The following is a 20,002-nucleotide window of genomic DNA, read 5'->3' as shown; positions in this document are numbered from 1 at the left end:
ATCCGGACGAGTCTAGCATTGCAAAAAGACATCGACAACCCGCGTCACGCTTGAGCAAGCTCAGTTGCATACGCACGTCGCATATCTTTTTGAAATTCGCTATTGCGCTTTGCCAAAAGAAGCTCGTATAATGCGGCTCCCNTCGACAACCCGCGTCACGCTTGAGCAAGCTCAGTTGCATACGCACGTCGCATATCTTTTTGAAATTCGCTATTGCGCTTTGCCAAAAGAAGCTCGTATAATGCGGCTCCCCGGGCGGTTAGTTCAGCTGGTTAGAATACTTGGTCGACATCCAAGGGGTCGCAGGTTCGAATCCTGCACCGCCCACCAGAATTCCTCCAAAGCGCAGGCCCCGAGCCTGCAGAGAAAAGATGCCAAGGTGTCTTTTCTGTGCCGTTCCGCCGGAACGGATTCCTCAGATCTCCAGAACTACTGCGTAACGCGCAACAGACTGCGTTAATCCTCGTATTCTCTTGTTGCGTCCATGCGGAGCGCGCGCTATACTAGCCGGCTTTGGTATGGGTCTGTCTTTTTTGCCCATGCTTTTTTGGTAGTAGTTCAATTAGCCCCGCCCAATCGTAGGTGGGAATGGAGAAAAAATGAGCCTGGGCCTTCTCGGTCGCAAGGTTGGCATGATGCGCATCTTCACGGACGACGGCGATTCGATCCCCGTCACCGTGCTGGACGTGTCGAACAACCGTGTTGCGCAAATCAAAACTCCTGAAACTGACGGTTATTCGGCAGTTCAGGTCGTATTCGGTCAACGTCGCGCTTCGCGCGTGAACAAGGCCGCTGCGGGTCACTACGCCAAAGCTGGCGTGGAAGCCGGTACGCTGCTGAAGGAATTCCGCATCGACGCCGCACAAGCCGCTGGTTTCAAGACCGGCGACGCAGTCAATGTTTCCCTGTTCGAAGTCGGCCAGAAAATCGACGTGCAAGGCACCTCGATCGGTAAAGGCTACGCCGGTACCATCAAGCGTTACAACTTCGCATCGGGTCGTCAAACCCACGGTAACTCGCGTTCGCACAACGTTCCTGGCTCCATCGGTATGGCGCAGGATCCGGGCCGCGTGTTCCCGGGCAAGCGCATGACCGGTCACCTGGGCGACGTTACCGTCACCACCCAGAACCTGGAAATCGCTCGCATCGACGCCGAGCGTCAACTGCTGCTGGTGAAAGGTGCCGTTCCTGGCGCCAAGAACGGTCAAGTGATCGTCAAGCCGGCTGTCAAAGTCAAAGCAAAGAAGGGAGCTTAAACGATGGAACTCAAGCTCCTGAATGAGCAAGGCCAAGCCGGCTCGAACGTGAGCGCCACCGACGAAGTCTTCGGTCGCGATTACAACGAAGCACTGATCCACCAGATCGTGGTCGCCTACGCCGCCAACGCGCGCAGCGGCAACCGCAAGCAGAAGGATCGTGAAGAAGTCAGCCACACCACGAAGAAACCGTGGCGTCAAAAAGGTACGGGCCGCGCTCGTGCCGGTATGTCGTCGTCGCCGCTGTGGCGCGGCGGTGGTCGCATCTTCCCGAACTCGCCGGACGAGAACTTCTCGCACAAGGTCAACAAGAAGATGTATCGCGCCGGTATGTGCTCGATCCTGTCGCAGCTGGCCCGCGAAGAGCGTCTGAACGTCGTCGAGAACCTGACCATCGAAGCTCCGAAGACCAAGCTGCTGTCGCAAAAGCTGCAGGGCATGGGCCTGGAATCGGTCCTGGTGATCACCGACACCATCGACGAGAACCTGCTGCTGGCATCGCGCAACCTGCCGAACGTGCTGGTTGTCGAGCCGAAGCACGCTGACCCGATGTCGCTGGTGTTCTACAAGAAAGTCCTGGTCACCAAAGCTGCTCTGGCCAAGATCGAGGAGATGTACGCATGAGCGCCGCAATCAAATTCAGCGAAGAGCGCCTGATGAAGGTGCTGCTGGCTCCGGTCATTTCCGAAAAGGCGACCTTCGTCGCGGAAAAGAACGAACAGATCGTGTTCAAGGTCCTGCCGGACGCGACCAAGCCGGAAATCAAAGCTGCCGTCGAACTGCTGTTCAAGGTCGAAGTGGAATCGGTGCAGACCGTGAACCGCGAAGGCAAGCAGAAGCGTTCGGGCCGTTTCGTCGGTCGTCGCAACCACACCAAGCGCGCTTTCGTGGCCCTGAAGCCGGGCCAGGAAATCAATTTTGTCGAGGAGGCTAAATAATGGCACTCGTTAAGATGAAGCCAACCTCCCCAGGCCGCCGCGGCATGGTGAAGGTTGTGAACGCCGACCTGTACAAAGGTCGTCCGTTCGCAGCCCTGGTTGAGAAGAAATCGAAGACTGCTGGCCGTAACAACAACGGCCACATCACCACCCGCCACATCGGCGGTGGTCACAAGCATCACTACCGCGTTGTCGACTTCAAGCGCAACAAGGACGGCATCCCGGCCAAGGTCGAGCGTATCGAATACGACCCGAACCGTACCGCCCACATCGCGCTGCTGTGCTACGCCGATGGTTCGCGCGCCTACATCATCGCCCCGAAGGGCGTGGCTGTCGGCGACACCGTCATGAACGGCGCGGAAGCACCGATCAAGGCCGGTAACTGCCTGCCGATCCGCAACATCCCGGTTGGTACCGTGATGCACTGCGTCGAAATGCTGCCGGGTAAAGGCGCACAGATGGCCCGCACCGCCGGCGCCGCTGTCGTGCTGATGGCCCGCGAAGGCACCTACGCCCAGGTTCGCCTGCGCTCGGGTGAAGTGCGCCGCGTGCACATCGAGTGCCGCGCCACCGTGGGCGAAGTCGGCAACGCCGAACACAGCCTGCGCAAGATCGGTAAAGCCGGTGCAATGCGTTGGCGCGGTGTCCGCCCGACCGTCCGTGGTGTCGTCATGAACCCGATCGACCACCCGCACGGTGGTGGTGAGGGCCGTACGGCTGCGGGTCGTCACCCGGTGTCGCCGTGGGGCCAGCAGACGAAGGGCAAGAAGACGCGTTCGAACAAGCGTACGTCGTCGATGATCGTTTCGCGCCGCGGCAAGAAATAAGGATAAGACATGACTCGTTCATTGAAAAAAGGGCCGTTCATTGACGCCCACCTGGTGAAGAAGGTCGAAGCCGCGCAAGCGTCGAAAGACAAGAAGCCGGTCAAAACCTGGTCGCGCCGCTCGACGATCACCCCGGACTTCATCGGCCTGACGATCGCTGTCCACAACGGCAAGGTGCACGTGCCGGTGTACGTCTCCGAGAACATGGTCGGTCACAAGCTGGGCGAATTCGCCCTGACCCGCACGTTCAAGGGCCACGCCGCTGACAAGAAGGCGAAGAAATAATGGAAACTAAAGCTATCCTCAAAGGCGTTCGCCTGTCGGAGCAAAAGGGCCGCCTGGTTGCGGACCTGATCCGCGGCAAGAAAGTCGACGCTGCGCTGAACATCCTGCAGTTCAGCCCGAAAAAAGGCGCGACCATCATCAAGAAAGTGCTGGAGTCCGCAATCGCGAACGCCGAGCACAACGATGGTGCCGACATCGACGAACTGAAAGTGGTTCAGATCTATGTCGAAAAGGGCCCGATCCTGAAGCGTTTCACGGCTCGTGCAAAAGGCCGCGGCGATCGCATTTCGAAACAATCGTGTCACGTCTACGTGACTGTCGGTAACTAAGGAGCATACGATGGGTCAGAAAATCCACCCAACCGGCTTCCGCCTGGCGGTCACCCGTAACTGGGCATCGCGTTGGTACGCTGGCAACGGCAACTTCGCCGACATGCTGAAGGAAGACCTGGAAGCCCGCGCCTTCCTGAAGAAGAAACTGAAGAACGCCTCCGTCGGCCGCATCGTCATCGAGCGTCCGGCCAAGAACGCGCGCTTCACGATCTACTCGTCGCGTCCTGGCGTCGTGATCGGCAAGAAAGGCGAAGACATCGAAGTCCTGAAGTCGTCGCTGACCAAGATCATGGGCGTGCCCGTGCACGTGAACATCGAAGAGATCCGCAAGCCGGAAATCGATTCGCAGCTGATCGCCGATTCGATCGCCCAGCAGCTCGAAAAACGTATCATGTTCCGCCGCGCCATGAAGCGCGCGATGCAGAACGCGATGCGCCTGGGCGCCGTCGGCATCAAGATCATGTCGTCGGGCCGTCTGAACGGCATCGAGATCGCACGTACCGAATGGTACCGCGAAGGCCGTGTGCCCCTGCACACCCTGCGCGCCGACATCGACTACGGCACCAGCGAAGCCTCGACCACGTACGGCATCATCGGCGTGAAAGTCTGGGTCTACAAGGGCGACCGTTCGCCGACTGGTGAAGCTCCGGTCATCGACGTGCCGGCCGACGAGAAAAAACCGCGCGGTCCGCGTCGCGATGATGGCAAGCCGGCAGGCCGTGGCCGTCCGGGCGCCAAACCAGGTACCGCTCCAGCAGGCCGCCGCGCTGCCAAGCCGGCTGCTGCTGAGAAAGCAGGAGAATAAGCATGCTGCAGCCATCCCGCAGAAAGTATCGTAAAGAGCAGAAGGGCCGTAACACCGGCATTTCGCACACCCGCGGCACCGCAGTGTCGTTCGGCGAATTCGGCCTGAAGGCAGTTGCCCGCGGCCGTATCACCGCACGCCAGATCGAAGCGGCGCGTCGTGCCATGACCCGTCACATCAAGCGTGGCGGTCGTATCTGGATCCGCATCTTCCCGGACAAGCCGATCTCGAACAAGCCGGCCGAAGTCCGTATGGGTAACGGTAAAGGTAATCCGGAGTACTACGTCGCTGAAATCCAGCCGGGCAAGGTCCTGTACGAGATGGACGGCGTCGCAGAAGAACTGGCGCGCGAAGCATTCCGCCTGGCCGCTGCCAAACTGCCGCTGGCAACCACCTTCGTGGTACGCCAAGTCGGCCAATAACAGGAGTTAAGAATGAAAGCAACGGAACTCCGCGGCAAAGACCAGGCAGCTCTGCAGCAAGAGCTGAATGAGCTGCTGAAGGCACAGTTCGGCCTGCGCATGCAACTCGCTACGCAGCAGCTGAGCAACACCGCCCAGCTCAAGAAGGTGCGCCGCGATATCGCGCGTGTCAAGACCGTGATGAACCAGAAGGAAGCCAAATGAACGACACCACTAAAACGGCGCTGAAGCGTACGCTGGTCGGCAAGGTCGTGTCCGACAAAATGGACAAGACGGTGACCGTGCTGGTCGAGCGTCACGTCAAGCACCCGCTGTACGGCAAGATCATCGTGCGCTCGAACAAGTATCACGCGCACGACGAGACCAACCAGGCCAAGACCGGTGACACGGTCGAGATCCAGGAAGGTCGCCCGATCTCGAAGACGAAAGCTTGGACCCTGACCAAAGTCGTACAGGTCGCACAGGTTCTGTAAGAGCAGTACGGGGTGGCGCGGCAGCTTTGCGACACCCTGAAAATTTGTCTTGCGACGCCCGCTGGTATTGTGTAATACTAGCGGGCTTCGTTCATGTGTTGCCGCAGTTTGTCCTCCCGCGATTGCTGCGGCCTGCAAACGAAGTACATTGGAAAGTCCAATCACCCAAACGTGGCGCTCCAGCAGGGGCGGTGCGACGGGACCAAGACTGACCGCAGGCCTACGGTATATCCGTGGGGTTTTCTACGGCTTAAGTTGGGAAAGAAAATATCATGATTCAAACCGAAAGCCGGCTCGAAGTGGCCGACAATACCGGTGCCAAGGAAGTCCTGTGCATCAAGGTATTGGGCGGCTCGAAACGCCGTTACGCCAGCATTGGCGACGTGATCAAGGTCACCGTGAAGCAAGCCGCACCGCGCGGTCGCGTCAAGAAAGGTGAAATCTACAATGCCGTGGTCGTGCGTACCGCCAAAGGTGTGCGCCGCCAAGACGGTTCCCTGGTGAAGTTCGACGGCAATGCCGCCGTGCTGCTGAACGCCAAGCTGGAGCCGATCGGCACCCGTATCTTCGGACCGGTGACGCGCGAACTGCGCACCGAGAAGTTCATGAAGATCGTGTCCCTGGCACCTGAAGTTCTGTAAGGGAGTCGTAATGTCTAAGATTCGTAAAAACGACGAAGTCATCGTCCTGGCCGGCAAGGACAAGGGCAAGCGCGGTGTCGTTCAGCAACGCGTTGATGCTGAGCACGTCATCGTCGAAGGCGTGAACGTGGCCAAGAAGGCCGTCAAGCCGAACCCGATGACCGGCGTAACTGGTGGTATCGTCGACAAGACCATGCCGATTCACGTGTCGAACGTCGCGCTGTTCAATGCTGCGACCGGCAAGGCAGACCGCGTTGGCTTCAAGGATGTGGACGGTAAAAAAGTCCGCGTCTTCAAGTCGAACGGCGAAGTAGTGAAGGGGTAATAAGAAATGGCCCGTCTCCAACAACTGTATAAAGACAAAGTCGTCGGCGAACTGACCGAGAAGTTCGGTTACAAGTCGATCATGGAAGTCCCGCGCCTGACCAAGATCACCCTGAACATGGGTCTGTCCGAAGCAGTCGCCGACAAGAAGGTCATCGAGCACGCTACTGGCGACCTGACCAAGATCGCCGGCCAGAAGCCGGTCGTGACCAAGGCTCGCAAGGCAATCGCAGGTTTCAAGATCCGCGAAGGCTACCCGATCGGCACGATGGTGACCCTGCGCGGCGCCCGCATGTACGAATTCCTGGACCGTTTCATCACCGTGGCCCTGCCGCGCGTGCGTGACTTCCGCGGCGTCAGCGGCAAGTCGTTCGACGGTCGTGGCAACTACAACATCGGCGTCAAAGAGCAGATCATCTTCCCGGAAATCGATTACGACAAGATCGATGCGCTGCGTGGCATGAACATCTCGATCACGACCACCGCCAAGACCGACGAAGAAGCCAAAGCGCTGCTCGCCGCCTTCAAATTCCCGTTCAGGAACTAAGAGCATGGCAAAACTTGCACTGATTAACCGCGAACAGAAGCGTGCAGACCTGGTGGAGAAATTCGCCGCAAAGCGTGCAGCTCTGAAAGCAATCATCGACGACCAGTCGAAGACCGAAGAAGAACGTTACGAAGCGCGCCTGAAGCTGCAGGCTCTGCCGCGCAACTCGGCCCCGACCCGCCAGCGCAACCGCTGCGCCATGACCGGCCGTCCCCGTGGCACTTTCCGTAAATTCGGTCTGGCCCGTACCAAACTCCGCGAATTCGCCATGAAAGGCGAAATCCCGGGTATGACCAAAGCTAGCTGGTAATAGGAGAACAAGCAATGAGTATGAGCGATCCTATCGCCGATATGCTGACCCGCATCCGCAACGCACAAGGCGTGCAGAAGACCAACGTGTCGATGCCGTCGTCGAAAGTGAAGGTTGCGATTGCCAACGTCCTGAAGGACGAGGGTTACATCGAAGATTACGCCGTGACCACCGAAGGTGGCAAGGCTGAACTGAAAATCGGTTTGAAGTACTACACTGGCCGTCCGGTTATCGAGCGCATCGAGCGCGTCTCCCGTCCTGGCCTGCGCATCTACAAGGGCAAGGATGAAATCCCTCAGGTCATGAACGGCCTGGGCGTGGCAATCGTCTCGACCCCGAAGGGTGTGATGACCGACCGCAAAGCACGCGCAACCGGTGTCGGTGGCGAAGTGCTGTGCTACGTGGCTTAAGGAGTAGACGATGTCTCGAGTAGCTAAGATGCCAATCGCCGTCCCGGCCGGTACCGATGTCGCGATCAACGCGTCGTCGATCACCGTCAAGGGCCCGCTGGGCACCCTGACCCAGCCGCTGAACGGCCTGGTCAAAGTGGAAAACAACAACGGCACGCTGACCTTCGACGTGATCGACGATTCGCGCGAATCGAACGCGATGTCGGGCACCCTGCGTGCACTGGTCAACAACATGGTGACCGGCGTGACCAAGGGCTTCGAGCGCAAGCTGACCCTGGTCGGCGTGGGTTACAAGGCGGCAGTCCAGGGCAACGCCCTGAACCTGTCCCTGGGTTTCTCGCACCCGGTTCTGCACGCGATGCCGGAAGGCGTCACCGCAACGACCCCGACCCCGACCGAAATCCTGATCAAGGGTATCGATCGTCAAAAGGTCGGCCAGGTTGCCGCAGAAGTGCGCGCTTACCGCTCGCCTGAGCCTTACAAGGGCAAGGGTGTCCGCTATGCGGACGAAGTGGTGAAGCTCAAAGAAACCAAGAAGAAATAATCGGAGTTGACGATGGACAAGAAAGAATCGCGTCTGCGTCGTGGGCGCCAAACCCGCATCAAGATCGCGCAGCTGGGCGTGAACCGCCTGTCGGTGCACCGCACCAACCTGCACATCTATGCGAACCTGATCAGCCCGGACGCCAAAGTCCTGGTGTCGGCTTCGACGCTGGAAGCAGAAGTGCGCGCGGAACTGGCTGGCAAGACTGGCGCCGGCGGCAACGCTGCCGCAGCTGCCCTGGTCGGCAAGCGCGTCGCAGAAAAAGCACTGAAAGCAGGGATCACCGAAGTCGCATTCGACCGTTCGGGTTTCCGTTACCACGGCCGTGTGAAGGCGCTGGCAGAAGCCGCGCGCGAAGCCGGTCTGAAGTTCTAAGGAAGAATCGTCATGGCAAAAATGCAAGCGAAAATGGCAAGCGACAAGCCGGATGATGGCATGCGCGAGAAAATGATCGCGATCAACCGCGTGACCAAGGTGGTCAAGGGTGGTCGTATCATGGGTTTTGCAGCGCTGACCGTTGTCGGTGACGGCGATGGCCGCATCGGCATGGGCAAGGGCAAGTCGAAGGAAGTTCCGGTCGGCGTGCAGAAAGCGATGGAAGAAGCCCGCCGCAACCTGATCAAGGTGCCCCTGAAGAACGGTACGCTGCAGCACACCGTCACTGGCCGTCACGGCGCCTCGCGCGTCCTGATGTCGCCGGCCAAGCCGGGTACCGGCGTGATCGCCGGCGGCGCAATGCGCGCTATCTTCGAGGTGATGGGCGTGACCGACGTGGTCGCCAAGTCGACCGGTTCGTCGAACCCGTACAACCTGGTTCGCGCCACCCTCGACGGTCTGGCGAAGATGAGCACCCCGGCTGACATCGCTGCCAAGCGCGGCAAGTCGGTCGAAGAGATCCTGGGTTAAGGGGAATTACCATGGCAAACACCGTTAAAGTCAAGCTGGTCAAAGGCCTGATCGGTACCCGTCAGGATCACCGCGCCACCGTGCGCGGCCTGGGTCTGCGTCGTGTCAACTCGGTCTCCGAGCTGCAGGACACCCCGTCGGTCCGCGGCATGATCAACAAGGTCAGCTACCTCGTTAAAGTTGTCGACTAAGCCGCGGCTTGGTCAACGGAGAAAATAATGCAACTCAATACCATCCAACCAGCAGACGGCGCCAAGCACGCTAAGCGCCGCGTCGGTCGCGGTATCGGCTCGGGCCTGGGCAAGACTGCCGGCCGCGGTCACAAGGGTCAGAAATCGCGTTCGGGCGGCTTCCACAAAGTCGGCTTCGAAGGCGGTCAGATGCCTCTGCAGCGTCGTCTGCCGAAGCGCGGCTTCAAGTCCCTGAACGCTTCGTTCAAGGCGGAAGTGCGCCTGTCGGACCTGAACAACCTGGCCGTCGGCGACATCGACATCCTGGTGCTCAAGCAAGCCGGCGTGCTGCCGGTCGTCGCTCGCGACGTGCGCGTGATCCTGTCGGGCGAAATCACCAAGGCGGTGAACCTGAAAGGCATCAAGGCCACCGCTGGCGCGAAGGCAGCGATCGAAGCAGCTGGCGGCTCGGTCGCGTAAGCGCGACCGCTGCCTGATCGGAGCAAAAATTGGCGACTAATTCACAACTTGGTAAAAGTGCCGCTTCCGGCTTCCCCTGGGGCCGGTTGTGGTTCTTGCTTGGCGCATTGGTCGTGTACCGTATCGGTGCTCATATCCCGGTCCCCGGGATTGACCCGGTCGCCATGGCCCAGCTGTTCAAGCAGAACGAGGGCGGCATCCTGGGCATGTTCAACATGTTCTCCGGTGGTGCCCTGTCCCGCTTTGCCGTGTTCGCACTTGGCATTACGCCGTACATTTCGGCTTCGATCATCATGCAGCTGGTGTCGATCGTCTCGCCGCAGATGGAGGCACTGAAGAAAGAGGGCGAGGCCGGTCGCCGCAAGATCACCCAGTACACCCGTTACTTCACGGTGGTGCTGGCTCTGTTCCAGGCGTTCGGCATCGCAGTCGCGCTGGAAGCGCAGCAAGGCCTGGTCATCGACCCGGGCGTGGCTTTCCGCTTCGTGACCGTCACGACCCTGCTGACCGGCACCATGTTCCTCATGTGGCTGGGCGAGCAGATCACCGAGCGCGGTCTTGGCAACGGTATCTCGATCATCATTTTTGCCGGTATCGCAGCCGGTCTGCCGAACGCACTGGGTAGCTTGTTCACCCTGGTGTCGAACGGTTCGATCAGCAGCTTCGCCGCAATCTTCATCGTGATTCTGGTGGCCCTCGTGACCTACGCGGTCGTGTTCGTCGAACGCGGCCAGCGCAAGATCCTGGTGAATTACGCGAAACGCCAGGTCGGTAACAAGATCTACGGTGGCCAATCCAGCCACCTGCCGTTGAAGTTGAACATGGCCGGCGTGATCCCGCCGATCTTCGCTTCCTCGATCATCCTGTTCCCGGCCACGATCGTCGACTGGTTCACGCGCGGCAAGGACACCAATAACCCGTTCATCGGGTTCTTGAAGGACCTTGCAGCGTCGTTGACCGCCGGCGAGCCGATCCACGCGTTGCTGTATGCGGTGGCGATCGTGTTCTTCTGCTTCTTCTACACGGCGCTGGTATTCAACAGCAAGGAGACGGCGGACAACTTGAAGAAGAGCGGCGCTTTCGTTCCGGGCATCCGTCCGGGCGAGCAGACTGCGCGCTACATCGACAAGATCCTGATGCGCCTGACCCTCGCCGGTGCGGTCTATATCACGGCAGTGTGCCTGTTGCCGGAGTTCCTGCAGAGCCAGTGGAAAGTTCCTTTCTACTTCGGCGGAACCTCGCTCCTGATCATCGTGGTCGTCACGATGGACTTCATGGCGCAGGTGCAGAACTACGTCATGTCGCAGCAATATGAATCGCTGCTGCGCAAGGCAAATTTCAAGGGCGGCATCCCGTCGCGCTGAGCGCGGGACGCAACCAGGAGTGATCAGACCGAATGGCAAAAGACGACGTCATCCAAATGCAAGGGGAGATTCTCGAGAATCTCCCGAACGCGACCTTTCGCGTGAAGCTGGAAAATGGGCACGTGGTGTTAGGACACATCTCGGGTAAAATGCGGATGAATTACATCCGCATCCTTCCGGGTGACAAGGTAACGGTGGAACTGACCCCGTACGACTTGTCCCGGGCCCGCATCGTGTTCCGCACCAAGTAAAAGTAATCAAGTTATCGAATCTGGAAGAGAGTGCAAAATGAAAGTTAACGCTTCAGTCAAGCGGATCTGCCGCAACTGCAAGATCATCAAGCGCAAGGGCGTGGTCCGTGTGATCTGCGTCGAGCCGCGTCACAAGCAGCGTCAAGGTTAATACGAGGAATAACGAATGGCACGTATTGCAGGGGTCAACGTCCCCAATCATCAGCACACCGTCATCGGCCTGACGGCGATCTACGGTATCGGTCGCACCCGCTCGCAGCAGATCTGCGCTTCGACTGGCGTTGCTACCAACAAGAAGGTCAAGGATCTGGACGACAACGAACTGGAAAAGCTGCGTGAAGCAGTCGGCAAGTTCGTCGTCGAAGGCGATCTGCGCCGTGAGCTGTCCATGAACATCAAGCGTCTGATGGACCTGGGCTGCTACCGTGGCATGCGTCACCGCAAGGGCCTGCCGGTCCGCGGCCAGCGCACCCGTACCAATGCACGTACCCGCAAGGGCCCGCGCAAGGCAGCTCAATCGCTCAAGAAATAATCTAGGAACTGACCATGGCTAAGCAACAAAGCTCGGCGGCAGCAGCACGCGTCCGCAAGAAAGTCAAAAAGAACGTCGCTGAAGGCATCGCACACGTCCACGCATCGTTCAACAACACCATCATCACGATCACCGATCGTCAGGGCAACGCTCTGTCGTGGGCAACTTCCGGCGGCGCCGGCTTCAAGGGTTCGCGCAAGTCGACCCCGTTCGCAGCGCAGGTTGCTGCCGAAGCTGCTGGCAAGGTCGCTCAGGAATACGGCGTGAAGAACCTGGAAGTGCGCATCAAGGGCCCGGGCCCGGGCCGTGAGTCGGCTGTGCGCGCGCTGAACAACCTGGGCATCAAGATCACCGAGATCCAGGACGTGACGCCGGTTCCGCACAACGGCTGCCGTCCGCCGAAGCGTCGTCGTATCTAATTCCCGCGGGCGGCCTGGCCGCCTGTCGTGAAGACGATACGCCGCGCGATCGTGGTATCGCACCCGCCGGTGCAGTTGGCCCAGAAATGGGTTATACTGCCCGGCTATTGTCGCCTTGGTCTCCCGGCTCGGGCGGTTTTTACAAGCCACGTCCGGTCTCATGCAGAGCTGGACTAGCGCCTGTTGTGGATTTTTATAGTAATCCGCATCCGGGGCGTGATCATTCAAATAAAGGAAGTTTAACGTGGCACGTTATATCGGACCAAAAGCAAAACTGTCGCGCCGTGAAGGCACCGACCTGTTCCTGAAGAGCGCACGCCGCTCGCTCGACTCCAAGTGCAAACTGGACGTCAAGCCGGGCCAGCACGGCGTCAAGTCGGGCCAGCGTACCTCGGACTACGGCAACCAGCTGCGCGAAAAGCAGAAGGTCAAGCGTATCTACGGCGTGCTGGAGCGTCAGTTCCGCCGCTACTTCGCCGAAGCGTCGCGCCGCAAGGGCAACACCGGTGAAACCCTGCTGAAGCTGCTGGAATCGCGCCTGGACAACGTCGCCTACCGCATGGGCTTCGGTTCGACCCGCGCCGAAGCACGCCAGCTGGTGAGCCACAAGGCCTTCACCGTCAACGGCAACGTCGTGAACATCGCGTCGTACCAGGTCAAGACCGGCGACGTCGTCGCTGTCCGCGAAAAGGCCAAGAAGCAAGTGCGTATCGCCGAAGCGCTGTCGCTGGCTGAACAAGTCGGCTTCCCGAGCTGGGTCTCGGTCGATGCCAAGAAGTTCGAAGGCACCTTCCGCGCATTCCCGGAGCGTAACGAGATCGCTGCCGACGTCAACGAAGCACTGATCGTCGAACTGTACTCGCGTTGATTGACAAAAGCGGGCGGCGCGAGCCGTCCGCTTTTGTCACCCCTGCGCAGGCAGGGGCCCAATTTCGAGCAGCCGGTTGCGCTTGCAGAAATTGGGTCCCTGCCTTCGCAGGGACGACGGCGGTTTTTCTACTCCGTCCCCACACAGAATTCGTTGTACCGCCCGCCATCGCAGCGGGCGTTTCTACTGATGCCATCAGCCTTATCGGTGTAACGAGCCGAGGGTATTGAAAAGGACATTTCATGCAAAATAGTTTGTTGAAGCCACGTATCATCGACGTCGAAGCACTGGGCGCCGGCCACGCGAAAGTCGTGATGGAGCCGTTCGAGCGTGGTTACGGTCACACCCTGGGCAACGCGCTGCGTCGCGTGCTGCTGTCGTCGATGGTCGGCTATGCACCGACCGAAGTGACGATCGCCGGTGTCGTGCACGAGTACTCGTCGCTGGACGGCGTGCAGGAAGACGTCGTCGACCTGCTGCTGAACCTGAAGGGCGTGGTCTTCAAGGTCCACAACCGCGACTCCGTCACGCTGACCCTCAAGAAGGAAGGCGAAGGCCCGGTCCTGGCATCGGACATCGACCTGCCGCATGATGTCGAACTGATCAACCCGGAACACGTGATCGCCCACCTGACGGCCGGCGGCAAGCTGGACATGCAGATCAAGGTCGAGAAGGGCCGCGGCTACGTGCCGGGCAACGTGCGCCGCCTGTCGGAAGACACCAACAAGACCATCGGCCGCATCATCCTGGACGCCTCGTTCTCGCCGGTGCGCCGCGTGTCGTACGCCGTGGAATCGGCCCGTGTCGAGCAGCGTACCGACCTGGACAAGCTGATCATCAACATCGAGACCAACGGCGTCATCACGCCGGAAGAAGCGATCCGCCAGTCGGCCCGCGTGCTCGTCGACCAGCTGAACGTGTTCGCCGCCCTGGAAGGCACCGAAGCCGCCGCGGAAGCGCCGTCGCGCGCACCGCTGGTCGATCCGATCCTGCTGCGTCCGGTGGACGACCTGGAACTGACCGTCCGTTCGGCGAACTGCCTGAAGGCCGAGAACATCTACTACATCGGCGACCTGATCCAGCGTTCGGAAAACGAACTGCTGAAGACCCCGAACCTGGGTCGCAAGTCGCTGAACGAGATCAAGGAAGTCCTGGCTTCGCGCGGTCTCACGCTCGGCATGAAACTCGAGAACTGGCCGCCGGCTGGTCTGGAGAAGTAATTTTGCACTACCTGCCCGGGCAATGGCGTCCGGGCAGTTTTCAACTTAGAACCGGTCCGCGTCCTCGCGCGCAAGCGCTCGGACGATCGAAGAACTGGATTTAAAACACTCGAAAGGAACTACCATGCGTCACCGTCACGGCCTTCGCAAGCTGAACCGTACTTCGTCCCACCGCCTGGCCATGCTGCGCAACATGACCGTTTCGCTGCTGCGTCACGAAGCGATCAAGACCACGCTGCCGAAAGCCAAGGAACTGCGTAAAGTCGTCGAGCCGATCATCACCCTGGCCAAGAACGACACCCTGGCAAACAAGCGCCTGGCCTTCTCGCGTCTGCGCGACCGCGAAATCGTCCAGAAGCTGTTCGCTGAAATCGGCCCGCGTTACAACGCGCGTCCGGGCGGCTACATCCGTATCCTGAAGATGGGCTTCCGCGTCGGCGACAACGCACCGATGGCATACGTCGAACTGGTGGACCGTCCGGAAGTCGGCGCTGCAGAAGACGCACCGACCGCCGAGTAATCCACTCAGCGTCAATGAAAACCAGGCCCCGCGCCTGGTTTTTTTTCGTCCGCGCGCCGGGCGTCCTGCCCGATCGTCTCATCCGCTTTGCCGAAGCGCTCGACCTGCCTGCGCCATGGTCCTCCGGCCGTGCAGCGGCGCGCCCGGCGGTGTACCATGCTGCTGCGCCGAAACCAATCCTGTCGATCCATGTCCCTGTTCCGTCTTCCGCTCCGCTCCCTGCTGGTCCTGTTTGCCGCGCTGCTGTCCGTGCTGGCCGCCGTCGTGCCGGCGCATGCCGACGACGATTTCCTGCCGCCCGAGCAGGCGTTCAGGCTTTCCGCGCGCATGCTCGACGCCCACACGGCCGTCGTCAGCTACGCGATCGCGGACGGCTACTACATGTACCGCGAGCGCTTCAAGTTCACGGCCACGGGCGCCACGCTGGGCGAGCCCGCCATCCCGGCCGGCAAGGTGAAGTTCGACGAGACCTTCCAGAAGGACGTCGAGACCTACCACAAGGGCGTCGAGATCCGCATTCCGGTGCAGGGCAGCGGCCCGTTCACGCTGAACGTGACGGGGCAGGGCTGCGCCGACAAGGGGCTGTGCTATCCGCCCCAGGACGCCTCCGTGCAGCTCGTGGCCGGCGCCGCCGCCGCGCAGCCGTCACTGCCGATCGGCTCTGCCGCCGATGCGCCTGCCGGCCAGTCCACTGCGCCCGGCGCCCAGGGCTTCCCGCTGCCCGGCCAGGCCCCGCAGGCCGCGCCGCAAGTCGACACGCCGGCGCCGGCCGCCGCGCCCGCGCCGCAGGCAACCACCCCGTCCGAACTGTCCGGCATCGGCGCGCTGCTGCAGGGCGGGCGCCTGCTGGCCATCGTGCCTGCCTTCGTGCTGCTCGGCCTGGGCCTGGCGTTCACGCCCTGCGTGCTGCCGATGGTGCCGATCCTGTCCTCCATCATCGTCGGCGAGGGCAAGGACGTGAAGCGCGCGCGCGGCTTCGCGCTGTCGGTCGCGTATTCGCTCGGCATGGCGATCGTCTATACGCTGCTGGGCGTGGCGGCGGGGCTGCTGGGAGAAGGCCTGGCGGCCGCCTTGCAGAATCCCTGGGTGCTGGGCGCCTTTGCCCTGCTGATCGCGGCGATGGCCCTGTCGATGTTCGACGTCTACCAGCTGCAGGTGCCGGCCGCGCTGCAGACCCGGCTGTCCACGGCGTCGGGCCGCCAGTCGTCCGGCAAGCTGGCCGGCGTGTTCGTGATGGGCGCGATCTCGGCGCTGATCGTCGGCCCCTGCGTGGCCGCGCCGCTGGCCGGCGCGCTGGTCTACATCAGCCAGACGCGCAACGTGCTCGTGGGCGGCGCCGCGCTGTTCGCGATGGCCATCGGCATGAGCATCCCGCTGCTGCTGGTCGGGCTGTCGGCCGGTTCGCTGCTGCCGCGCGCCGGCATGTGGATGGAATCGGTGAAGCGCTTCTTCGGCGTGCTGATGCTGGCGATGGCGATCTGGATGGTCTCTCCCGTGCTGCCGGGCCTGGCGCAAATGCTGCTGTGGGCGGCACTGCTGCTCGGCTACGGCTTTTATCTCGTGCGCGGCCACGGGGCCGGGAAGAAGGCGCACTGGGCGGCACTGGCCCTGGGCACGGCGGCCGTCGTCGTCGGCGCGACCCAGCTGGTCGGCCTGGTGAGCGGCGCGCGCGACCCGTTCGCGCCGCTGGCCCGCTTCACCGGCGGCGCCCCGGCGCACCAGCCGCTCGCGTTCACCCGCATCAAGACCGTCGCCCAGCTCGACGCCGCCCTGGCCGCCAATGCCGCCACCGGCAAGACGGCGATGCTCGACTTCTACGCCGACTGGTGCGTGTCCTGCAAGGAGATGGAGAAGCTGACCTTCGTCGATCCGGCCGTCAAGGCGCGCCTGGCGAACACGGTGCTGCTGCAGGTCGACGTCACCGCCAACGACGGCGACGACCGCGCGATGCTGAAACGCTTCGGCCTGTTCGGGCCGCCGGGCATCATCCTGTTCGGCAAGGATGGGCAGGAAATCCCGGACAGCCGCGTGATCGGCTACCAGGACGCGGGCAAGTTCCTCGCTTCGCTCGGAAAACTTCGGTAACACCTGCAAGGACGATCTTTACGTTCATGCGAAAAAAACGGACACCCGCGGGTGTCCGTTTTTCGTGGTGACGGCGGTTCAGCCGCGGGCCGTATCGCTGCCGCGGCCTTGCCCATTCCCCTGCCAGCCGCCGGCGCCGCGGTGGAAGCGGTGCTGCATGCGCGCCGCCTTGGCATCGAAGGTCTGCTTCTGCTCCGGCGTCAGCACGGCGTAGAAGTCGTTCAGCGCGCCCAGGCGCTGCTCCATGGCCGCCGTGCGCTGCTTCTGGCGCTCGATGGCCTTGGCCATGCGCTCGGGTGCCGGCAGCTTGGCGAGGGCGGCGCGGTCCGCACGCGGGCCGTGCTGGCCGCGCGCCGGCGGCTGCATCGAGGCGACGAAGGTGTTCCAGGCCTGTTCCTGGGCCGGGGTGATCTTGAGCTCGTCGTGCAGCTTGGCGATGCGCTTGGCGCGGAACGCGGCGCGTTGTTCCGGCGTCAGCTTCTGGCCATGGCCGAAGCGGCCCTGGTGCTGGGCCTGCGGATGGGCCTGGTCCTGGGTTGCCGGAGCGGCGGTCTGGGCCTGGGCGCCGACGGCGGCCGCGCCCAGCGACAGGGCGGCGAGTGCGGTAACGATGGATTTGCGCATGATGGTCATCTCTTTTTCCTAGTCAGGTTGAACGCGGCGGCGGCCACGTGATGTGGCCGCAAGGCGCCGTGAGTCTGCGCGCAACGTGCGCCCGGAAGGCGTCGGAACGTGTGCGGCATGTGTCCATCTTCGAGGGAAAATGTAAGCACGGCGTGTCCGCTGTCGCGCTCTTTGTATCAATTTGTTTCCCTATGCCATCCTTATACACACCGATACAAAGAGGCTGTTCAGGGCCCGCGCCAGCCGCGATAATGATGTCATGGACACACCATCTACCGTTCTGATCGTCGACGACGACCGCGATATCCGTTCTCTCCTGGCCGACTACCTGGAGGCGAACGGCTATCGCGCGCTGGCCGCCGCGGACGGCAATGCGATGTGGAAGCTCCTCGACGAATCGCGTCCCGACCTCATCGTGCTCGACCTGAACCTGCCGGGCGACGACGGCCTCACGCTGTGCCGCAAGCTGCGCGCGCACTCGACGCTGCCGGTGATCATGCTCACGGCGCGCAACGAGCCGCTCGACCGCATCCTGGGCCTCGAGATGGGCGCCGACGACTACCTGCCCAAGCCGTTCGAGCCGCGCGAGCTGCTGGCGCGCATCCGCAGCGTGCTGCGCCGCAGCCACGCGATGCCGCCCAACTCCCAGGTCGAGAACGTCCAGCAGATGAAGTTCTCCGGCTGGACGCTGGACCTGACCGCGCGCCACCTGGTCAATCCGCAGGGCGTGATCATCATGCTGTCCGGCGCCGAGTTCCGCCTGCTGCGCGTCTTCCTCGAACACCCGAACCGCGTGCTCAACCGCGACCAGCTGCTGAACCTGACCCAGGGCCGCGACGCCGACCCGTTCGACCGCTCGATCGACATCCAGATCAGCCGCCTGCGCCAGAAGCTGGGCGAGGACGCGCGCATGCCGCAGATCATCAAGACGGTGCGCAACGGCGGCTACGTGCTGGCCGGCCAGGTGACGGTGGAGCCGGGCGCGTGAGAGCCTTCCTCGGCTCGATGACGGGCCGCGTGTTCGCTACCCTGCTGCTGGGGATCCTGCTCACCGCCGCGCTCACGCAGCTGCTCGCCGATGCCGAGCGCCAGCGCGTGATCGAAACATACCGCGACCAGCACCTGCTCGACCGTGCCGAGCAACTGATCATGGCGACCGAGATCGTTCCCGAATCGGCCCGTCCGTCCTACCTCGACATCGCCAACCGTCCCGGGCTGCTGCTCAAGGACCTCGGCGGCGCGGCCGGCACCCCGGCTCCCGCCCAGAGCGCCTTCGCCAGGTCGCTGGCATCGCGCCTCGGCCCGCGCTACGAACTGCGCTCGCTGGTCGAGCGCCCGCAGCAATGCGGCATCGGCTACGAGCAGCCGGTCGTGTTCGGCCTGCTGAGCATGACGTGGCGCGGCACCTGCGAGAACATCAGCGTGCGCCTGCGCGACGGCGACGAGCTGCGCCTGTCGGTCCTGCCGCCGCGCTCCGTCACCGGTCCTGAACGCACCGACTACACGACCGCCATCGCGCTGCTGCTGCTGAGCGTGGCCTTCCTGGCCTACCTGGTGGCGCGCATGACCACGCGTCCGCTCAAGCAGCTGGCGCAGGCCGCTAAAAACCTCGGCAACGACATCAACCACCCGCCGCTGGACCTGACCGGCGCCGACGAGATCCGCCAGGCCAGCGCCGCCTTCAACGCCATGCAGGCGCGCATCCGCCAGTACATCTTCCAGCGCACCCAGATGCTGGCCGCCATCACCCACGACCTGCAGACGCCGCTCACGCGCTTGCGCCTGCGCCTGGAAAAGGTCGACGAGCCGGAACTGCAGGAACGCCTGATCGGCGACCTGTCGGCGATGCAGCAGATGGTGCGCGAGGGCCTGGACCTGGCCCGCAGCATGGACACCACCGAGACCATGCAGATGCTCGACCTCGACTCGCTGCTGGACTCGGTCTGCGCCGACGCCGCCGACGCCCAGCAGCGCGTCAGCCTGTCCGGCCACGCCGGCATGGCGCTGCTGGGCCGTCCGCTCGACCTGCGCCGCTGCCTCGTCAACCTGATCGACAACGCCGTCAAGTACGGCCATGCGGCCAAGGTGACGGTGGACCGCATCAACGGCGCCGCGCGCATCCGCATCCGCGACGCCGGCCCCGGCATCCCGGAATCCGAGCTGGCGCGCGTGTTCGACCCGTTCTACCGCGTCGAGACCTCGCGCTCGCGCGAATCCGGCGGCACCGGCCTGGGATTGACGATCGCGCGCAACATCGCCGAGCAGCATGGCGGCAGCATCGCCCTCGCCAACCACCCGGAAGGCGGCCTGGAAGTGACGTTGATGTTGCCCGAATACTACCCAGGCAAGTAAATCTCTCTACAGCAACATTCCGACATATTGGCGTCATGCCCGTGTGCGACAATCGCCGGCGGGTATTGACGTCGACATCCGGCAATGCCCTCATCGC

Annotated in this window: 32 protein-coding genes and 1 tRNA gene; 32 read left to right on the top strand and 1 reads right to left on the bottom strand. The window is 62.1% G+C overall.

All coding sequences use genetic code 11. From position 1 onward, the window contains the following. The first annotated feature begins 253 nt into the window (after nucleotides 1-253). From QPK32_RS22345 to dsbD, 30 genes are all read left to right on the top strand, one after another. Nucleotides 254-330 (top strand) — tRNA-Val (locus QPK32_RS22345). A 269-nt stretch (nucleotides 331-599) separates the two neighbouring features. After that, on the top strand, nucleotides 600-1,256 hold the full coding sequence (gene rplC, locus QPK32_RS22340) for a 50S ribosomal protein L3 (protein WP_290414988.1): 657 nt from the start codon (nucleotides 600-602) through the stop codon (nucleotides 1,254-1,256). Nucleotides 1,257-1,259: 3 nt separating this feature from the next. Next, nucleotides 1,260-1,880, top strand: coding sequence for a 50S ribosomal protein L4 (gene rplD, locus QPK32_RS22335; protein ID WP_290414987.1), 621 nt, complete (start codon nucleotides 1,260-1,262; stop codon nucleotides 1,878-1,880). Further along, nucleotides 1,877-2,194 (top strand): 50S ribosomal protein L23, encoded by a 318-nt coding sequence (gene rplW, locus QPK32_RS22330; RefSeq protein WP_230023578.1) that lies wholly within the window; start codon nucleotides 1,877-1,879, stop codon nucleotides 2,192-2,194. Before rplD ends, rplW begins: the two co-directional genes overlap by 4 nt. Next, nucleotides 2,194-3,021, top strand: a complete 828-nt coding sequence (gene rplB / locus QPK32_RS22325; RefSeq protein ID WP_290414986.1) for a 50S ribosomal protein L2 — start codon at nucleotides 2,194-2,196, stop codon at nucleotides 3,019-3,021. Before rplW ends, rplB begins: the two co-directional genes overlap by 1 nt. A 9-nt stretch (nucleotides 3,022-3,030) precedes the next feature. After that, complete coding sequence (gene rpsS / locus QPK32_RS22320; protein ID WP_290414985.1) at nucleotides 3,031-3,306, top strand: 30S ribosomal protein S19; 276 nt, start codon at nucleotides 3,031-3,033, stop codon at nucleotides 3,304-3,306. Further along, nucleotides 3,303-3,635, top strand: a complete 333-nt coding sequence (gene rplV / locus QPK32_RS22315; protein WP_170976705.1) for a 50S ribosomal protein L22 — start codon at nucleotides 3,303-3,305, stop codon at nucleotides 3,633-3,635. The genes rpsS and rplV overlap by 4 nt, the downstream gene beginning before the upstream one ends. Nucleotides 3,636-3,645: 10 nt before the next feature. Then, nucleotides 3,646-4,443, top strand: coding sequence for a 30S ribosomal protein S3 (gene rpsC / locus QPK32_RS22310; RefSeq protein ID WP_290414984.1), 798 nt, complete (start codon nucleotides 3,646-3,648; stop codon nucleotides 4,441-4,443). 2 nt (nucleotides 4,444-4,445) lie between these two features. Continuing rightward, on the top strand, nucleotides 4,446-4,865 hold the full coding sequence (gene rplP / locus QPK32_RS22305; protein WP_005663456.1) for a 50S ribosomal protein L16: 420 nt from the start codon (nucleotides 4,446-4,448) through the stop codon (nucleotides 4,863-4,865). 12 nt (nucleotides 4,866-4,877) lie between these two features. Continuing rightward, entirely contained in the window at nucleotides 4,878-5,069 is a 192-nt protein-coding gene (rpmC, locus tag QPK32_RS22300) for a 50S ribosomal protein L29 (RefSeq protein ID WP_290414983.1), read from the top strand. Beyond that, nucleotides 5,066-5,338 (top strand): 30S ribosomal protein S17, encoded by a 273-nt coding sequence (gene rpsQ / locus QPK32_RS22295; protein WP_047826119.1) that lies wholly within the window; start codon nucleotides 5,066-5,068, stop codon nucleotides 5,336-5,338. Before rpmC ends, rpsQ begins: the two co-directional genes overlap by 4 nt. A gap of 272 nt (nucleotides 5,339-5,610) precedes the next feature. Beyond that, a complete protein-coding gene (gene rplN, locus QPK32_RS22290; RefSeq protein ID WP_036172202.1) occupies nucleotides 5,611-5,979 on the top strand; it encodes a 50S ribosomal protein L14 in 369 nt (122 codons plus the stop codon). A gap of 10 nt (nucleotides 5,980-5,989) precedes the next feature. Further along, nucleotides 5,990-6,304, top strand: coding sequence for a 50S ribosomal protein L24 (rplX, locus tag QPK32_RS22285; protein ID WP_290414982.1), 315 nt, complete (start codon nucleotides 5,990-5,992; stop codon nucleotides 6,302-6,304). A 6-nt stretch (nucleotides 6,305-6,310) separates the two neighbouring features. After that, a complete protein-coding gene (gene rplE, locus QPK32_RS22280; RefSeq protein WP_290414981.1) occupies nucleotides 6,311-6,850 on the top strand; it encodes a 50S ribosomal protein L5 in 540 nt (179 codons plus the stop codon). A 4-nt stretch (nucleotides 6,851-6,854) separates the two neighbouring features. After that, on the top strand, nucleotides 6,855-7,160 hold the full coding sequence (rpsN, locus tag QPK32_RS22275; protein ID WP_036240351.1) for a 30S ribosomal protein S14: 306 nt from the start codon (nucleotides 6,855-6,857) through the stop codon (nucleotides 7,158-7,160). 14 nt (nucleotides 7,161-7,174) lie between these two features. Beyond that, nucleotides 7,175-7,570, top strand: a complete 396-nt coding sequence (gene rpsH / locus QPK32_RS22270; RefSeq protein ID WP_290414980.1) for a 30S ribosomal protein S8 — start codon at nucleotides 7,175-7,177, stop codon at nucleotides 7,568-7,570. A 10-nt stretch (nucleotides 7,571-7,580) separates the two neighbouring features. Next, entirely contained in the window at nucleotides 7,581-8,114 is a 534-nt protein-coding gene (rplF, locus tag QPK32_RS22265; protein WP_290414979.1) for a 50S ribosomal protein L6, read from the top strand. A gap of 12 nt (nucleotides 8,115-8,126) precedes the next feature. After that, on the top strand, nucleotides 8,127-8,489 hold the full coding sequence (gene rplR, locus QPK32_RS22260) for a 50S ribosomal protein L18 (protein ID WP_109345400.1): 363 nt from the start codon (nucleotides 8,127-8,129) through the stop codon (nucleotides 8,487-8,489). A 12-nt stretch (nucleotides 8,490-8,501) separates the two neighbouring features. Beyond that, on the top strand, nucleotides 8,502-9,020 hold the full coding sequence (gene rpsE / locus QPK32_RS22255; protein WP_036172216.1) for a 30S ribosomal protein S5: 519 nt from the start codon (nucleotides 8,502-8,504) through the stop codon (nucleotides 9,018-9,020). Between the two features lie 11 nt (nucleotides 9,021-9,031). Continuing rightward, a complete protein-coding gene (gene rpmD, locus QPK32_RS22250) occupies nucleotides 9,032-9,211 on the top strand; it encodes a 50S ribosomal protein L30 (protein ID WP_169434640.1) in 180 nt (59 codons plus the stop codon). 27 nt (nucleotides 9,212-9,238) lie between these two features. Beyond that, entirely contained in the window at nucleotides 9,239-9,670 is a 432-nt protein-coding gene (rplO, locus tag QPK32_RS22245) for a 50S ribosomal protein L15 (protein WP_290414978.1), read from the top strand. Between the two features lie 29 nt (nucleotides 9,671-9,699). Further along, entirely contained in the window at nucleotides 9,700-11,034 is a 1,335-nt protein-coding gene (gene secY, locus QPK32_RS22240) for a preprotein translocase subunit SecY (RefSeq protein ID WP_290414977.1), read from the top strand. Between the two features lie 32 nt (nucleotides 11,035-11,066). Beyond that, the gene (gene infA / locus QPK32_RS22235) at nucleotides 11,067-11,285 is read left to right on the top strand and encodes a translation initiation factor IF-1 (RefSeq protein ID WP_005663428.1); all 219 of its coding nucleotides are present in this window, start codon (nucleotides 11,067-11,069) and stop codon (nucleotides 11,283-11,285) included. 37 nt (nucleotides 11,286-11,322) lie between these two features. Further along, nucleotides 11,323-11,436, top strand: coding sequence for a 50S ribosomal protein L36 (gene rpmJ / locus QPK32_RS22230; RefSeq protein WP_005663407.1), 114 nt, complete (start codon nucleotides 11,323-11,325; stop codon nucleotides 11,434-11,436). A gap of 15 nt (nucleotides 11,437-11,451) precedes the next feature. Continuing rightward, nucleotides 11,452-11,817 carry a 30S ribosomal protein S13 gene (gene rpsM, locus QPK32_RS22225; protein WP_290414976.1) on the top strand — a complete coding sequence of 122 codons (366 nt, stop codon included), beginning with the start codon at nucleotides 11,452-11,454 and terminating at the stop codon, nucleotides 11,815-11,817. 14 nt (nucleotides 11,818-11,831) lie between these two features. Then, nucleotides 11,832-12,236: a 30S ribosomal protein S11 gene (gene rpsK, locus QPK32_RS22220; RefSeq protein ID WP_135205915.1), complete on the top strand. Its 405-nt coding sequence runs from the start codon at nucleotides 11,832-11,834 to the stop codon at nucleotides 12,234-12,236. Between the two features lie 244 nt (nucleotides 12,237-12,480). Further along, on the top strand, nucleotides 12,481-13,104 hold the full coding sequence (rpsD, locus tag QPK32_RS22215; protein ID WP_290414975.1) for a 30S ribosomal protein S4: 624 nt from the start codon (nucleotides 12,481-12,483) through the stop codon (nucleotides 13,102-13,104). Nucleotides 13,105-13,346: 242 nt separating this feature from the next. Then, nucleotides 13,347-14,324, top strand: coding sequence for a DNA-directed RNA polymerase subunit alpha (locus QPK32_RS22210; RefSeq protein WP_290414974.1), 978 nt, complete (start codon nucleotides 13,347-13,349; stop codon nucleotides 14,322-14,324). 124 nt (nucleotides 14,325-14,448) lie between these two features. Continuing rightward, on the top strand, nucleotides 14,449-14,844 hold the full coding sequence (gene rplQ / locus QPK32_RS22205) for a 50S ribosomal protein L17 (RefSeq protein ID WP_290414973.1): 396 nt from the start codon (nucleotides 14,449-14,451) through the stop codon (nucleotides 14,842-14,844). Nucleotides 14,845-15,033: 189 nt separating this feature from the next. Then, nucleotides 15,034-16,929: a protein-disulfide reductase DsbD gene (dsbD, locus tag QPK32_RS22200; RefSeq protein WP_290414972.1), complete on the top strand. Its 1,896-nt coding sequence runs from the start codon at nucleotides 15,034-15,036 to the stop codon at nucleotides 16,927-16,929. A gap of 78 nt (nucleotides 16,930-17,007) precedes the next feature. Here dsbD and QPK32_RS22195 read toward each other — a convergent pair whose 3' ends face one another. Continuing rightward, nucleotides 17,008-17,562 (bottom strand): Spy/CpxP family protein refolding chaperone, encoded by a 555-nt coding sequence (locus tag QPK32_RS22195; RefSeq protein ID WP_290414971.1) that lies wholly within the window; start codon nucleotides 17,560-17,562, stop codon nucleotides 17,008-17,010. A 250-nt stretch (nucleotides 17,563-17,812) separates the two neighbouring features. Between QPK32_RS22195 and QPK32_RS22190 the strand changes: the two genes are divergently transcribed. Together QPK32_RS22190 and QPK32_RS22185 are read left to right on the top strand one after the other, a co-directional pair. Next, nucleotides 17,813-18,541, top strand: a complete 729-nt coding sequence (locus QPK32_RS22190) for a response regulator (protein WP_290414970.1) — start codon at nucleotides 17,813-17,815, stop codon at nucleotides 18,539-18,541. After that, entirely contained in the window at nucleotides 18,538-19,905 is a 1,368-nt protein-coding gene (locus tag QPK32_RS22185; protein ID WP_290414969.1) for an ATP-binding protein, read from the top strand. The genes QPK32_RS22190 and QPK32_RS22185 overlap by 4 nt, the downstream gene beginning before the upstream one ends. The last annotated feature ends 97 nt before the right edge of the window (nucleotides 19,906-20,002 follow it).

Origin of the sequence: Massilia sp. YIM B02763 (assembly GCF_030412015.1) — a bacterium.
In the GTDB taxonomy this organism is placed as follows: domain Bacteria; phylum Pseudomonadota; class Gammaproteobacteria; order Burkholderiales; family Burkholderiaceae_D; genus Telluria.
Note: the sequence above shows the minus strand (reverse complement) of the source record. Positions and strands in the feature narration are given on the sequence as shown.